The sequence below is a fragment of the Streptomyces flavofungini genome (assembly GCF_014650815.1).
GTDB classification, from domain to species: Bacteria; Actinomycetota; Actinomycetes; order Streptomycetales; family Streptomycetaceae; genus Streptomyces; species Streptomyces flavofungini.
In genome coordinates this window covers 569,335-583,061 of sequence record NZ_BMVR01000002.1, presented here as the reverse complement: position 1 = coordinate 583,061, position 13,727 = coordinate 569,335, and the positions used below count along the sequence as shown (strand labels likewise).

Genomic DNA, 13,727 nt, shown 5'->3' with positions numbered 1-13,727 from the left:
GCGTACGAATCGGGGCAATTCGCCAACGCCCCGCCAGTCGATTCCGCATCGTTATCCGAACTGGCTCGATTCCGCCCCGCGCCTCCCGTAAGTTCAGACCAACGCTAATTCGCGTGAGCAAAGCTGCGCGGGCGGTGCCGCGCAGTGGAGGGGGCTGCGCGGCCTCGTGCGTCCATCGAAGCCCGACGCCCCGCCCGGCCGCCGCCCCGTCGAGGCCCCGCCTCCGTTCGCCGCGCCCCACCCTCACCCCGCCGCCGTCAAGCCCGCGCCCCGCGCCCGCGTCACCCGTCGGGAGTACCCGCCGTCGGCGACCGGATCGCGCCGGGAGGGCCGAAATCCGGTGGGAGAACAGGCTCAGCCAGTTGTCGGGCAACTTCGGAGCGTAGTTGTGGCACGCCGATGCACCCCGAACCACTTACGAAGGGTTATGGTGGAAACCCCCCCTCGGGCCGGTCCGTCTCCCCCCCCCACGGACCGGCCCGTTTTTTGTGCCCACTTTCGGGCCCCTGCGGAGCGGCCGAGGAGCAGGCCGGACGGCCTCGCCCCCGAGCCCCCTCCGGCCCCCGCCCGACCAGCAGCCTGACCAGCACCGATTCAGCCCGTCCGGCGTTTGAGGACGAGGCCGGAGGCCGATCGGCGGTGCCCCCGGCCCAAGGGCACCCCACCCCCAGGGCGCCCCCGCCGGACCTAGCCCCGGCCGGCCCAGATGTTCGTCCCCGCCGTGGAAACGGCGAACGCGTCGATCTCGGAGAGCTCCGCGTCCGTGAGCTTCGGCCCGGACAGCGCCGCCACGTTCTCCTCCAGCTGCCGCACGCTGGAGGCGCCGATGAGGGCGGACGTCATGCGCTCGTCGCGCAGGACCCAGTTCAGGGCCAGTTGCGCGAGCGACTGCCCGCGCCGCGCTGCGATGTCGTTCAGGCCATTGAGGCGGCGTACGACCTCGTCGCTGAGGAGCTGCGGGTCGAGGGACTTGCCCTGGGTGGCGCGGGAGCCCTCGGGGATGCCCTTCAGGTACTTGTTCGTCAGCAGGCCCTGGGCGAGCGGGACGAAGGAGATGCAGCCCATGCCCTCCGCCTCCAGGGTGTCGAGCAGGCCGTCGTCCTCGGTCCAGCGGTTGATCATCGAGTAGGACGGCTGGTGGATGAGGGGGCGTACGCCCATCTCGCGCAGCAGCCGCGCCGCCTCCGCGGTCTGCTCGCTGTTGTACGAGGAGACGCCGACGTACAGCGCCTTGCCCTGCTGGACCGCCGAGGCGAGGGCGCCCATCGTCTCCTCGAGCGGGGTGTCCGGGTCGAAGCGGTGCGAGTAGAAGATGTCCACGTAGTCCAGGCCCATGCGGTCCAGGGACGCGTCGAGCGAGGACAGCAGGTACTTCCGGGAACCCCACTCGCCGTACGGACCGTCGTACATGAGGTAGCCCGCCTTGGTCGAGATGACCAGCTCGTCCCGGTGGGGGGCGAAGTCCTGGGCGAAGAGCTTGCCGAAGTTCAGCTCCGCGCTGCCGGGCGGCGGGCCGTAGTTGTTCGCCAGGTCGAAGTGGGTGACGCCCAGGTCGAAGGCGCGGCGCAGGATCGCGCGCTGCGCGTCGAGGGCGCGGTCGTCGCCGAAGTTGTGCCACAGGCCGAGGGAGACGGCGGGCAGCTTCAGGCCGCTGCGGCCGCTGCGCCGGTACTCCATGGACTCGTAACGGTCCGCTGCTGCGCGGTACTCGGAGGTGTCGTTCATGAGGACGAAGCTACTTGAGGGGACGCGGGTACGGCCGCAGTGCCGTGTGCGACGGATCCGCGTACGGCCGCACCGCGCCGACCGGCCCGGCGCCGGGCGGCCTCGCGGGCGAAGGCCGGAGCCCGCCCCGCCCACGCGGAACGAGGCCCCCTCCGGCAGCGGTACGCTTTCGCCTTCGGGGACTGCCGTCTGTTGGAGGGGCTGACACACGTGAAGCTGCGCGACCTGGTGTACGGACTCTACGCACGCCGGGTGGAAGGCCGCCTCGACCACGACCAGGTGCCCAAGCACATCGGCGTCATCCTCGACGGCAACCGCCGCTGGGCGAAGGCCTCCGGCGGCACCACCGCCCAGGGTCACCAGGCGGGCGCGTACAAGATCGAGGAATTCCTCGGCTGGTGTGCCGAGACCGACGTCGAGGTCGTCACGCTGTGGATGCTCTCCACGGACAACTTCGACCGCCCCGAGGAGGAGCTGATCCCGCTCCTCGGCATCATCGAGGACACCGTCCGCAGCCTCGTCGACGACGGCCGCTGGCGCGTGCACCACGTCGGCGCCCTCGACCTGCTGCCGTCCCGCACCCAGGGCGTGCTGAAGGAGGCCGAGCAGGCCACGCACACCCGCACCGGCATACTCGTGAACGTCGCCGTGGGCTACGGCGGCCGCCAGGAGATCGCCGACGCCGTCCGCTCCCTGCTGCTCGACCACGCCGAGCGCGGCACCGCCATCGAGGACGTCGCCGAGAGCGTCGACGTCGAGCAGATCTCCAAGCACCTCTATACGAGTGGCCAGCCCGACCCCGATCTGGTGATCCGGACGAGTGGTGAACAGCGGCTCTCGGGCTTCATGCTCTGGCAGTCCGCTCACTCCGAGTACTACTTCTGCGAAGTCTTCTGGCCGGCCTTCCGCAAGGTCGACTTCCTGCGTGCGCTGCGTGATTACGCCGCGCGCCACCGCCGTTACGGCGGATGACGCAGCAGCCCCGATGAGGTCTCGGTAACCAGGAGTTAACCAACGCGCCGTCATATGCCATGGCATGGCTGCGCTTGTTCGAGGGAATACCACTTGCAGGTCGGCGTCCGATTCACGGACGCCGGATCTCAGCGGACGGCACGGGGCCGTCCGCCCGGGAGGCCCTTTGCACCAGGACGACCGCGCGCCGAGCGCGGACGACAGGGAGGGCCGGTGTTCGGCCCGCGCAGGGTGGCCAGTCACCGGCCCAGTTCCCTCCGTCGCTCCCCGACCTCATCCGAGGGGGTACGTCCTTCCGTGGTGACCAGCACAAAGCGCCAGCAAGGCCGGCGCACCTATGTTCTTGACACCAGCGTTCTGCTCGCCGACCCGAACGCCCTGTCCCGCTTCGACGAGCACGAAGTAGTGCTGCCGATCGTCGTCGTGACGGAGCTCGAGGCCAAGCGGCACCATCCCGAGCTCGGCTACTTCGCCCGGCAGGCGCTGCGTCTGCTCGACGACTGCCGGATCCGCTTCGGGCGCCTGGACGCGCCGATCCCGATCGGCGACCTGGGCGGCACGCTGCGCGTCGAGCTCAACCACTCCGACCCCGGCGTGCTCCCGGCGGGCTACCGCCTGGGCGACAACGACTCACGGATCCTCGCGGTGGCACGCAACCTCCAGGCGGAGGGGTACGAGGTCACGGTCGTCTCCAAGGACCTGCCGCTCAGAATCAAGGCATCGTCCGTCGGTCTCCTCGCCGAGGAGTACCGCGCGGAGCTCGCCATCACGGACGCCTCCGGCTGGACCGGAATGTCCGAACTGACCCTCTCGGGGGAGCAGGTCGACCTTCTCTTCGAGACGGACAGCCTGTACGTCCCCGAGGTCGCCGACCTGCCCGTGCACACGGGCCTGACCATCCAGTCCGAGCGCGGCAAGGCGCTCGGCCGGATCTCGCCCGAGGGCAACGTCCGTCTCGTACGCGGCGATCGCGAGGCCTTCGGCATCAAGGGGCGCAGCGCGGAACAGCGCATCGCGCTCGACCTCCTGCTCGATCCGGACGTCGGCATCATGTCGATGGGTGGCCGCGCGGGCACCGGCAAGTCGGCGCTAGCCCTCTGCGCGGGCCTGGAGGCCGTCCTGGAACGCCGCCAGCACCAGAAGGTGATGGTGTTCCGGCCGCTGTACGCGGTGGGCGGGCAGGAGCTCGGCTATCTGCCGGGCACCGAGGCCGAGAAGATGGGGCCCTGGGCACAGGCCGTCTTCGACACCCTCGGGTCCGTCGCGGGCAAGGAGGTCATCGAGGAGGTCTCGGCGCGCGGCATGCTGGAGGTGCTGCCGCTCACCCACATCCGGGGCCGCTCGCTGCACGACGCCTTCGTCATCGTGGACGAGGCCCAATCCCTGGAGCGGAACGTCCTCTTGACCGTTCTGTCCAGGATCGGGGCGAATTCACGTGTCGTACTGACCCATGACGTCGCCCAGCGCGACAACCTCCGGGTCGGCCGGTACGACGGAGTCGTGGCCGTCATCGAGAAACTGAAGGGGCATCCGCTCTTCGCGCATGTCACCCTCACCCGGTCCGAGAGGTCGCAGATCGCGGCGCTTGTGACCGAAATGCTGGAGGACGTCCAGATCTGACACCGCCTGATACGAGCAGGCCGAGAGGTCCGTTGGATCTGGGGCATCTGTCCAAGTTCGGTTCCCCTACGGGGTAGTTGGCGCCGCCCGGCGAAGCGAGTGAGCCTAGCCGGGCGGCGTCTTGGTGTGCGGGTGTTTCCGCAAAACTCCTGGGGCAAACGGGGTGTGAGCTTTCCCACGCAACGCAGAATTGCCTCGCGGCGTCTCGCTACGGCAGAGTCTGGGTCCTGTCAGGCCCCGCATACGGCACTCCTGTACCCCCAGCGGTACAGAACAACAGAACTTCATAGTGGTAGCCGTATGCCGCCCGAGCACCAAGCGGCGCTCCTGTCCAAGGAGTTGTCCACCGGGCCCGCGCCTCCCGTGACCGAAGTACCCAGCGGAGGCCAGCGCCAGGGGCACGATTGCGTCCGCGGGGTCACCTATGCGGGCGATGCTGGAAGGAAACCGTGTGAGCCGGATCTCGGTCCGGGGATTCGCGGTGGCTTCGGCCACTGCGGTCACCACCGTCGGCGCTGTCGTGGGTGTTGCCTCGGGCGACACCCAGTCCTCGAAGTCCAACGACCTCGAGACGACGGCAAGCGACGCGACTCTCCTCGCAGACATACCCGCGGGTCAGCACGCCCAGGTGCAGACCACGTCCGTGGCGCAGCAGGCCGACGCCCAGGCGATGGCCGCCGACACGGCGGCGAAGAAGTCCGCGGCCGAGGCCGCGCGCAAGCAGGCCGCCAAGGACGCCGTAGCCAAGCAGCAGGCGGCCGAGAAGGCGGAGAAGGCCGAGAAGGAAGCCGCCGCGAAGAAGGCCGCGGAGAAGAAGGAGCGTGAGAAGGCCGCCGAGACCAAGGCCAGCCGCTCCTCCGGACGCGACGCCTCCGACTTCGCGCCGCAGAGCTCCTACTCCGTCTCGCAGGTCCAGGCGATGGCCCGGCAGATGGTCCCGGCCGGTCAGTTCCAGTGCTTCAGCAACATCGTGAACCACGAGTCGACCTGGAACTACAAGGCCACCAACGCCTCCTCCGGCGCGTACGGCCTCGTTCAGGCGCTGCCCGGTTCCAAGATGTCCTCCGCGGGCGCGGACTGGCGCACCAACCCGGCCACCCAGATCAAGTGGGGCCTGAACTACATGAACGACCGCTACGGCAGCCCGTGCGGTGCCTGGGACTTCTGGCAGAACAACAACTGGTACTGAGGTGTGCGGCGGGCGCTGACCAGCGATGAACAGCGCCGCGCTCGCTCTCAACCTTCAGGGACCCCTCACCGTCCTACGGTGAGGGGTCCCGCCCGTGTACGGTCGGTCCGACAGTCCCCCGAGCAGAACCGGGGGACTTGGTACGTGGTGGGGCAAGACGGGGGTAGAGGACGGATCATGGCGCGAGTTCCAGGGTGGCGCGGCCGCGTGGGCGGCGCGCTGACCAGGATGGGAGAACGCCTGGGCGCGGACGGCTCCAAGGAGTGGGCCGCGGGCACGGGTGCCGACGCGGACGCGAGCGCGCCCGACGTGAGTGTCTCCGACCGTGCTGCGGCCAACGGGTCCGCGGCCCACGCCGCCACCGCCGACGGTGCCACGGCCGAGGGTGCCGCCGGCCACGGGAAGCTGTCGCTGCGCAAGCGGTACGCGGACCGGGTGCGGGCCGCCGCGGCCGCCGAGGACGCTCTGGACGACCTGTCGGACGACCTGCCGTCGGACTCCGGCGCGTCCGGCTCCGGCGCCGCCGACCAGGTCCCCGCCGTTCCCGCCCCGCCGGCCTACGCGCCCGACATAGGAGCACGGCCCGACCCCGTCGCCGCCGTGCCCTGGGGGGTGCGGGTCGCCGCCGAGGCCGGGTGGCGGCTGCTCGTCCTCGCCGGGACCGTCTGGGTCCTGATGAAGGTCATCAGCGCCGTCCAGCTCGTCGTCTTCGCCTTCGTCGCCGCGCTCCTCATCACCGCGCTGCTCCAGCCCACCGTCGCCCGCCTCAAGCGGCTCGGGCTGCCGCAGGGGCTCGCCACCGTCTGCACCGCCGTGCTCGGCTTCGTGATCATCGGGCTCGTGGGCTGGTTCGTGGTCTGGCAGGTCATGGAGAACGTCGACAACCTCTCCAGCCAAGTCCAGGACGGCATCGAGGACTTGCGGAAGTGGCTGCTCAACAGCCCCTTCCACGTCACCGAGGACCAGATCAACGACATCGCCAAATCGCTGCGCGAGGCCGTCGGCGCCAACTCCGAGGAGATCACCTCCGCCGGGCTCGAAGGCGTCACCGTCATCGTCGAGGCGATGACCGGCATCCTCCTCGCGATGTTCTCCACGCTGTTCCTGCTGTACGACGGGCCGCGCATCTGGAAATGGTTCCTGAAGCTGGTGCCCGCCGCGGCCCGGCCGGGCGTCGCGGGCGCGGGTCCGCGGGCGTGGCGGACGCTCACCGCGTATGTGCGGGGCACGGTGATAGTGGCTCTCATCGACGCCGTGTTCATCGGCGTCGGCATCTACTTCCTCGGCGTGCCCATGGCCGTGCCGCTCGCCGTCTTCATCTTCCTCTTCGCGTTCATCCCGCTCGTCGGCGCCGTCATCTCCGGGGCGCTCGCCGTGGTCGTCGCGCTGGTCACGCAGGGCGTGTTCACGGCGGTGATGGCGCTGATCGTGGTGCTCGCGGTGCAGCAGATCGAGGGCCACATCCTGCAGCCCTTCATCCTCGGGCGGGCAGTGGCCGTGCATCCGCTGGCCGTGGTGCTCTCGGTGGCCGCCGGGGGGATGGTCGCCGGGATCGGCGGGGCGGTGGTGGCGGTGCCGTTGGTCGCGGTGACGAACACGGTGGTCGGCTATCTCCGCGCGTACGCCCGCGAGGCGGCGCTGAAGCAGGCTCCCCAACCCCGCGGAGCCACCGCCTCCGAACTGGCCCCCACCTCCACGGGCCCCGAGGCCTGACCTGCGCCGAGGCTTGCCCCGTGCGGGCGTGCTGGTCTCTCTCCCCCCTGATCGGCGCTCCGCGCCTCGTCCTCAAGCGCCGGACGGGCTGGGATGGCTGGGTGTCCCCGTCGGGTGGGACGGTCCTCCGCCGATCGGCGCTCCGCGCCTCGTCCTCAAGCGCCGGACGGGCTGGGACGGCTGGGTGTCCCCGTCGGGTCGGACGGTCCTCCCCCGATCGGCCTGCGGCCTCGTCCTCAAGCGCCGGACGGGCTGGATTTCCCCGCCCGGTCGTCTCAGTCAGCTCGGAGAGCGAAGCCCGTCTGCCCCACCCGAAGGGTGAACTCCACCCGCCCTGTCCGGAGGGCAATCCCCACCCGTCCCCTCGCAGGGCGCGCCCGCCCGGCTCGCCTCGCCCGCCCGGAGGGTGCACCCCACCCCCGGTCACTCATCGCCCCGCCCGGAGGGCAAGGGGGGCGGGTGGGTGGGGGAAGAGCCCGTCCGGCGATTGAGGACGAGGTGCGGAGCGCCGACCGGGGGTGGGGTGCGCGTAGGGCCCCGCTCGAGGTGAGCGGGGCCCTACGTGGACGTACCGGAGGAGTCGTCGGGGGTCAGCCCGCGAGGTGCTCCTCGGAGTCGAGCGTGACGCCGACCGCCTGGACGACGGCGGCGATCTTGACCGCTTCCTGGATGGTTTCGCGGTCGACACCGGCCTTGCGGAGCACCTGCTCGTGGGAGTCGAGGCACTGCCCGCAGCCGTTGATCGCGGAGACCGCGAGGGACCAGAGCTCGAAGTCGACCTTCTCCACGCCCGGGTTGCCGATGACGTTCATCCGCAGACCGGCGCGCAGCGTCCCGTACTCCGGGTCGGAGAGCAGGTGCCGCGTGCGGTAGAAGACGTTGTTCATCGCCATGACGGCGGCAGCCGACTTCGCGGCGGTGTACGCCTCGGGGGAGAGGTTCGCCTTCGCCTCGGGCTCCAGCTCACGCAGCACGCGCGGCGAGCGCGAGGCGATCGCGCAGGCGAGCACGGTGCCCCACAGCTGCTGCTGCGGCAGGTCGCTGTTGCCGATGACCGAGCCCAGGTTCAGGCGCAGGTCCTTGGCGTAGTCCGGTACGGCGGACTTGAGTTCGTCGAGAGCCATGAGGATCAGTGCTCCGTCACTCGCCGGAGAGCAGCGCGACCGGGTCCAGGGTCTCGTCACCCTTGCTCCAGTTGCACGGGCACAGCTCGTCCGTCTGGAGGGCGTCGAGGACCCGCAGGACCTCCTTGGGGTTACGGCCGACGGAACCGGCGGTCACCATCGTGAACTGGATCTCGTTGTTCTGGTCCACGATGAAGACGGCGCGCTGCGCGAAGCCGTCCTCGCCCTCGATGCCGAGGTCACGCATGAGCTCGTGCTTGGAGTCGGCCAGCATCGGGAAGGGCAGGTCGGTCAGGTCCGGGTGGTCCTTGCGCCAGGCGTGGTGCACGAACTCGGAGTCGCCGGAGAAGCCGAGGACCTGCGCGTCACGGTCGGCGAACTCGTCGTTCAGCTTGCCGAAGGCGGCGATCTCGGTCGGGCACACGAAGGTGAAGTCCTTGGGCCACGCGAAGACGATCTTCCACTTGCCCTCGTAGGTCTTGTGGTTGATCTGCTCGAACTCCTTGCCCGTCTCCAGCGAGACACAGGCAGTCAGGTCGAACTCGGGGAACTTGTCACCGACAGTGAGCACGCGCTCTCCTTGCAGCGTAGGAGCCCGGTAAGGGGCTCCAGGGGGTTGGACTGCTGTCGATCGTGGCACAGAGTGCATTGATTAGGGAAATAGCTACACTCGGTCGTGTTGATCGGAGGTAGCTATCAGTGCGAGCCATAAATAGGGGCAAGCAACCCAGCCTGGCGCAGCTGCGCGCCTTCGCGGCCGTGGCCGAGCACCTGCACTTCAGGGACGCGGCGGCAGCAATCGGGATGAGTCAGCCCGCGCTGTCCGGTGCGGTGTCCGCGCTGGAGGAGGCACTGGGTGTCCAGCTCCTGGAGCGCACCACCCGCAAGGTGCTGCTCTCCCCGGCGGGGGAGCGGCTCGCGGTGCGCGCCAAGGCGGTGCTCGACGAGGTCGAGGCGCTGATGGAGGAGGCGGACGCGGTGAAGGCGCCGTTCACCGGCGCGCTGCGGCTCGGGGTGATCCCGACGGTGGCGCCGTACCTGCTGCCGACGCTGATCACCCTGGTCCACGAGAAGTACCCGGACCTCGACCTCCAGGTGCACGAGGAGCAGACCTCCTCGCTCCTCGAAGGGCTCGCGGCGGGGCGGCTCGACCTGCTGCTGCTCGCGGTGCCCCTCGGTGTGCCCGGAGTCACCGAACTCCCGCTCTTCGACGAGGACTTCGTGCTCGTCACGCCCCTCGACCACTGGCTCGGCGGCCGCGAGGGCATTCCGCGCGAGGCGCTCAAGGAACTCAACCTGCTGCTCCTGGACGAGGGGCACTGCCTGCGCGACCAGGCGCTCGACATCTGCCGCGAGGTGGGCCGCGCGGACGCGCCCGTCACCACGACCGCCGCAGGCCTCTCCACCCTCGTCCAGCTCGTCGCGGGCGGCCTCGGCGTGACCCTGCTGCCGCGTACGGCACTCCGCGTCGAGGCGAGCCGCAGCAGCCAGCTCCTGACGGGGTACTTCGCCGACCCGGCCCCGACGCGGAGGGTCGCACTCGCGATGCGTACGGGGGCCGCGCGGGCGGCTGAGTACGAGGAGTTGGCGGGGGCGTTGCGGGAGGCGCTGCGGCCGTTGCCGGTGCGGGTGTTGTGAGGAAACGGGGGGTGGGGGCACACAGCCGAGCTGTGTGCCCCCACCCCCCCGCTGACGTCACCCCGCGGGAGCTACTCCGTGCGGAGCCCGTCCGGCCGCATCATCCGCCACAGCGCAGGCAGGCTCAGCAGCGTCACCGTCGCGACCAGCGCCGCGCCCGCCGCACACAGCGGCAGGAACACCAGCCAGTCGGTGACGGACTTGTCCACCATCCGGCACATCACGGCCCCGAGGGCCAGGCCGCCGGCGATGGCGAGGCCGAGGCCGAGCACCACCGGGACGGCCGTCTGCCACAGCACCGACCAGGCCATCGACGAGCGCCGGGTGCCGAAGGCGGTCAGGGCGGCCAGGAGCCGCTTGCGCTCCCGCAGTTGCTCAAGGGTGGAGACCAGCATGGACGCGGCGATCAGCATCATCGTGGCGATCGCGCCCGCCTGCAGCCCCTTCTGCACCGAGGCGTACTGCTTGTCGCGCTCGATCATGCGGATCGTGTACACGCGGATCAGCGGATCGATCTGCGTGGCCGCGTTGCGCACGTACTCCTCGGCGTCCTTGACCTTCGGGTCGATCTGCACGAGGGCCTGGGTGTTCGCGTCCTCCAGCTTCGCCACGTCGATCGCGCCGGGCGTCACGAAAATGCCGTTGTAGCGGTCGCCCACCGGGTCGGGGCGCGAGGTGACCGTGCGGCTCGACTTCGGCAGCGTCCACGGGATGTGCTTCCCGCGCGGCTTGCTCGCGTAGTCGCCCCAGCTCTCGCTGTTGAGGTCGACCTTCTTGCCGGGCCGTGCCGTCTGGTCCACCCACTGGTCCAGGTCCCGGTCCCCGGTGTGCACGACGAAGGTGTCGCCGTCCTTGCAGGAGTCGACCCGCGCCAGTTCGCGCAGGGTCGCGCAGGTGCCGACGGACAGCTCGGTGGTGGGCCGCATGTCGTCGGCGTTCTTCAGCTCGCCCGGCTTGACCACGTACGACGAGACCCGGCCGATGACGCCCTTGACGCCCTTCGCGGTGCGGAAGTCGTCGATCATCCGCTGCGCCAGCGGACCGCTGGCCTCCGGCGAGCTGACGTTGAGCTGGGCGCGCCGCGGGTCCTGGTCGGTGGTGGTGTTGAAGTCGTCGTGCATGGACGCGAAGAGCATCTGCAGCGCGACCGCGCCCGCCACCGCGACCGTGATGCCGCTGACCGCGCGGGCCGCCGTGCCGCTGCTCAACTGCAGCCGCCGGGTGGCGAGCTGCCAGGGCACGGGGCCGCCGCGCAGCCTGGCCACGGCCGCCTCGACCAGCCAGGGCATCAGCGTCGCGAGGCCCACCAGGACGAGGGTGGCGCCCGCGGCGATGGAGTACACCTGCACGTTCTCGCCCGCGGTGCGGGTCACCTGGTCCTGGTTGAGCAGGATCACCAGGCCGCCGACGGGCAGAACCAGCCGCCACCACAGCCGCCGCTTGCGTGCCGTCGTGCTGCGTACGACACCGAGGGGCTCGATGGCGACGGCGCGCAGCGAGACCAGGGTGACGAGCACGGACGAGACCGGCACGGCCACCGCGATCAGCGCGGCGAGGCCGGGCATCGGCACCATGTCAGAGGGGAACGCGCTGACCTTCCAGATGTCGACGACGCCCACCAACTGCCGTACGCCCAGGAAGAACACGGCACCGAGCGCGAGGCCGAGGAGGGCGCCGAAGAGCGCCTCGCCCGCCGCGATCCGGCGCACCGAACGCCGGTCCGCGCCGACGAGCCGCAGCGCCGCGAGGCGCTGGTCGCGCCGCTCGCCGCCGAAGCGCACCGCGGTGCCGATGAAGATGAGCACCGGGGTGAGCAGCACGACGCAGATCAGGACGACGAGCACGACCAGGAGGGGGTCGAGCGGCTCGGCCGGGTCGTCGTAGCCGAACGCCTTGATGCGGTGGGCGCCCTGATCCTTGGTGAGGGTGTCGGAACCCGTGTAGTAGTAGAGCTCCTTGGGGCTCATGAGGCCCGCGTCACCGATGGTGCCCGTGACGCGGTAGCCCTCGAAGCGCTCCTTGAGGAGTTTGCCCTCGGAGCTGTTCATCAGGTCGCGCAGGGCGGGCGAGACCACCATCTCGCCGCCCTTGGGCAGCTCGCTCACGCCGGGCGGGAGCACCGGGTGGTCGCCGTCGGCGCGCACCGAGCGGCCGCCGATCTCCGAGTCGCGGAAGTCGGTGCCCGCGTCGACGATCAGGATCGTCGAGTCGGAGCGGTCGATCTTCTTGGCGGCCATCGTGTCCGCGGGATGGCGCGCCGTCGCGCGGGCGTCGCGGTTGGTGAGCAGGTCGGGCACGGAGGCGGCGCCGAGAAGGAGCGCGACGCCCAGGCCCACGCCGACGGCGGTGAGCGCGGTGCGCACCCAGCCCTCCCGGCCGCCGCCGACCGCGAAGCGGATGCCCATGACGAGGTCGCGCAGCCAGGCGCGGGCGCCGGTGGGTCCGGTGGGCCGGTCCGCGGTGACGGGCCGCTCCACCGGCTTCGTACGGGTCGTGCTCATACCAGGCGCTCCATGTCCCGGGACTTGCCGTCGCGCACGACGACCTCGCGGTCGGAATAGGCGGCGACCCGGGTCTCGTGGGTGACGAGGACGACGGCCGCGTTGGTGGAGCGGGCGGCGTCGGTGAGCAGTTCCATCACGCGCTCGCCGTTGAGGGAGTCGAGGGCGCCGGTCGGCTCGTCCGCGAACAGCACGCGCGGGTTGGTGACGAGGGAGCGGGCCACGGCGACGCGCTGGCCCTGGCCGCCGGACGCCTGGCCGGGACGCTTGTCGCGTACGTCGTCGACCTCCAGGCGCTCCATCCAGGTCAGGGCGGTCCGCTCGGCGTCGCGGCGCTTGGCGCCGTTGAGCCTGAGCGGAAGGGCGACGTTCTCCAGGCACGTCAGCTCCGGGACGAGCTGCCCGAACTGGAACACGAACCCGAACTCGCTGCGGCGCAGCGCGCTGAGCGCGGTGTCGCTCATGCCGGCCAGGCTCCGGCCGTTGTACGTGATCTCGCCCGCGTCCGGCCGCACGATCCCCGCGAGGCAGTGCAGGAGCGTGGACTTGCCGGAGCCGGAGGGGCCCATCACGGCGACGATCTCGCCCGGGTGGATGGAGAACTCGGCGCCGTCGAGCGCGGTGGTCGGGCCGTAGGCCTTGCGCAGCCCGTCTGCGGTGAGCAGGGAACCAGCGGGGGTCATGAGGGGAGCACCTCCTTGGCGAGCTTGCCCAGTCGGGCGGAGGTGAGCTCCAGCCAGCGCAGGTCGGCTTCGAGATGGAACAGGGCGTGGTCGCAGATGAGCTGATCGGCGAGATCGCCCTTCCGCTTGCGGTCGGTGAGGATCCGCATCAGGCGCAGGTGTTCTGCGCGCTGGGTGTCGAGGATGTCGCCGGCGTCGCGGTCGGTGAGGAGCGCGAGGACGACCTTGGTGTAGAGCGTCGACTGGAGGTACGGCTCGGGCTTCTCCGGCGTCGCGAGCCACCGCTGGACATCGGTGATGCCCGCCTCGGTGATGGCGTACCGCTTCCGCTCGGGACCGCCGCCCGCCTCCACCCCGTCGACCTCGACGAGGCCGTTCTTCAGGAGCCGGGACATGGTCGAGTAGACCTGGCCGTAGTGCAGCGGCTTGTCGTGCCCGAACTTCTCGTCGAAGGCGCGCTTGAGGTCGTAGCCGTGGCGGGGCCCGGATTCCAGGAGCCCGAGGAGGGTGTGACCGATGGACATGCGGAGCACTATACACAGCACGTATACGTGGTGTGTAT

At 70.4% G+C, this 13,727-nt stretch carries 11 protein-coding genes; 5 read left to right on the top strand and 6 right to left on the bottom strand.

Annotated elements, in window-relative coordinates:
• Positions 1-687: 687 nt before the first annotated feature.
• Entirely contained in the window at positions 688-1,725 is a 1,038-nt protein-coding gene (gene mgrA / locus IE274_RS06380; protein ID WP_190114571.1) for an L-glyceraldehyde 3-phosphate reductase, read from the bottom strand.
• 210 nt (positions 1,726-1,935) lie between these two features.
• On the opposite strand from mgrA, the gene IE274_RS06375 reads away from it, so the two are divergent.
• The 4 genes from IE274_RS06375 (at position 1,936) to IE274_RS06360 (ending at position 7,219) form a co-directional block, all read left to right on the top strand.
• The gene (locus IE274_RS06375; protein ID WP_190114570.1) at positions 1,936-2,697 is read left to right on the top strand and encodes an isoprenyl transferase; all 762 of its coding nucleotides are present in this window, start codon (positions 1,936-1,938) and stop codon (positions 2,695-2,697) included.
• A 297-nt stretch (positions 2,698-2,994) separates the two neighbouring features.
• Entirely contained in the window at positions 2,995-4,317 is a 1,323-nt protein-coding gene (gene phoH2 / locus IE274_RS06370) for an RNA 5'-3' helicase PhoH2 (RefSeq protein ID WP_190114569.1), read from the top strand.
• A 451-nt stretch (positions 4,318-4,768) separates the two neighbouring features.
• The gene (locus IE274_RS06365; RefSeq protein WP_482716767.1) at positions 4,769-5,506 is read left to right on the top strand and encodes an aggregation-promoting factor C-terminal-like domain-containing protein; all 738 of its coding nucleotides are present in this window, start codon (positions 4,769-4,771) and stop codon (positions 5,504-5,506) included.
• Between the two features lie 177 nt (positions 5,507-5,683).
• The gene (locus tag IE274_RS06360; RefSeq protein ID WP_190114567.1) at positions 5,684-7,219 is read left to right on the top strand and encodes an AI-2E family transporter; all 1,536 of its coding nucleotides are present in this window, start codon (positions 5,684-5,686) and stop codon (positions 7,217-7,219) included.
• 590 nt (positions 7,220-7,809) lie between these two features.
• Here the strand turns inward: IE274_RS06360 and IE274_RS06355 are convergent.
• Together IE274_RS06355 and IE274_RS06350 are read right to left on the bottom strand one after the other, a co-directional pair.
• Positions 7,810-8,343: an alkyl hydroperoxide reductase gene (locus IE274_RS06355; protein ID WP_190114566.1), complete on the bottom strand. Its 534-nt coding sequence runs from the start codon at positions 8,341-8,343 to the stop codon at positions 7,810-7,812.
• A gap of 16 nt (positions 8,344-8,359) precedes the next feature.
• Positions 8,360-8,914, bottom strand: coding sequence for a peroxiredoxin (locus IE274_RS06350; RefSeq protein ID WP_164321132.1), 555 nt, complete (start codon positions 8,912-8,914; stop codon positions 8,360-8,362).
• A gap of 128 nt (positions 8,915-9,042) precedes the next feature.
• Here IE274_RS06350 and IE274_RS06345 point away from each other — a divergent pair, with 128 nt between their 5' ends.
• A complete protein-coding gene (locus IE274_RS06345) occupies positions 9,043-9,981 on the top strand; it encodes a LysR substrate-binding domain-containing protein (protein ID WP_190114565.1) in 939 nt (312 codons plus the stop codon).
• Positions 9,982-10,052: 71 nt separating this feature from the next.
• Here IE274_RS06345 and IE274_RS06340 read toward each other — a convergent pair whose 3' ends face one another.
• The 3 genes from IE274_RS06340 to IE274_RS06330 are packed head-to-tail and all read right to left on the bottom strand — an operon-like array spanning position 10,053 to position 13,689.
• The gene (locus IE274_RS06340) at positions 10,053-12,482 is read right to left on the bottom strand and encodes an FtsX-like permease family protein (RefSeq protein ID WP_372447092.1); all 2,430 of its coding nucleotides are present in this window, start codon (positions 12,480-12,482) and stop codon (positions 10,053-10,055) included.
• The gene (locus IE274_RS06335; RefSeq protein WP_190114564.1) at positions 12,479-13,165 is read right to left on the bottom strand and encodes an ABC transporter ATP-binding protein; all 687 of its coding nucleotides are present in this window, start codon (positions 13,163-13,165) and stop codon (positions 12,479-12,481) included. Before IE274_RS06335 ends, IE274_RS06340 begins: the two co-directional genes overlap by 4 nt.
• A complete protein-coding gene (locus IE274_RS06330) occupies positions 13,162-13,689 on the bottom strand; it encodes a PadR family transcriptional regulator (RefSeq protein WP_190114563.1) in 528 nt (175 codons plus the stop codon). Before IE274_RS06330 ends, IE274_RS06335 begins: the two co-directional genes overlap by 4 nt.
• Positions 13,690-13,727 lie beyond the last annotated feature (38 nt).

Coding starts and splice junctions, on each gene's coding strand:
- IE274_RS06335 (WP_190114564.1), bottom strand. CDS start 13,165: ATGACCCCCGCTGGTTCCCTGCTCACCGCAGACGGGCTGCGCAAGGCC.
- IE274_RS06330 (WP_190114563.1), bottom strand. CDS start 13,689: ATGTCCATCGGTCACACCCTCCTCGGGCTCCTGGAATCCGGGCCCCGC.
- IE274_RS06360 (WP_190114567.1), top strand. CDS start 5,684: ATGGCGCGAGTTCCAGGGTGGCGCGGCCGCGTGGGCGGCGCGCTGACC.
- IE274_RS06340 (WP_372447092.1), bottom strand. CDS start 12,482: ATGAGCACGACCCGTACGAAGCCGGTGGAGCGGCCCGTCACCGCGGAC.
- IE274_RS06355 (WP_190114566.1), bottom strand. CDS start 8,343: ATGGCTCTCGACGAACTCAAGTCCGCCGTACCGGACTACGCCAAGGAC.
- mgrA (WP_190114571.1), bottom strand. CDS start 1,725: ATGAACGACACCTCCGAGTACCGCGCAGCAGCGGACCGTTACGAGTCC.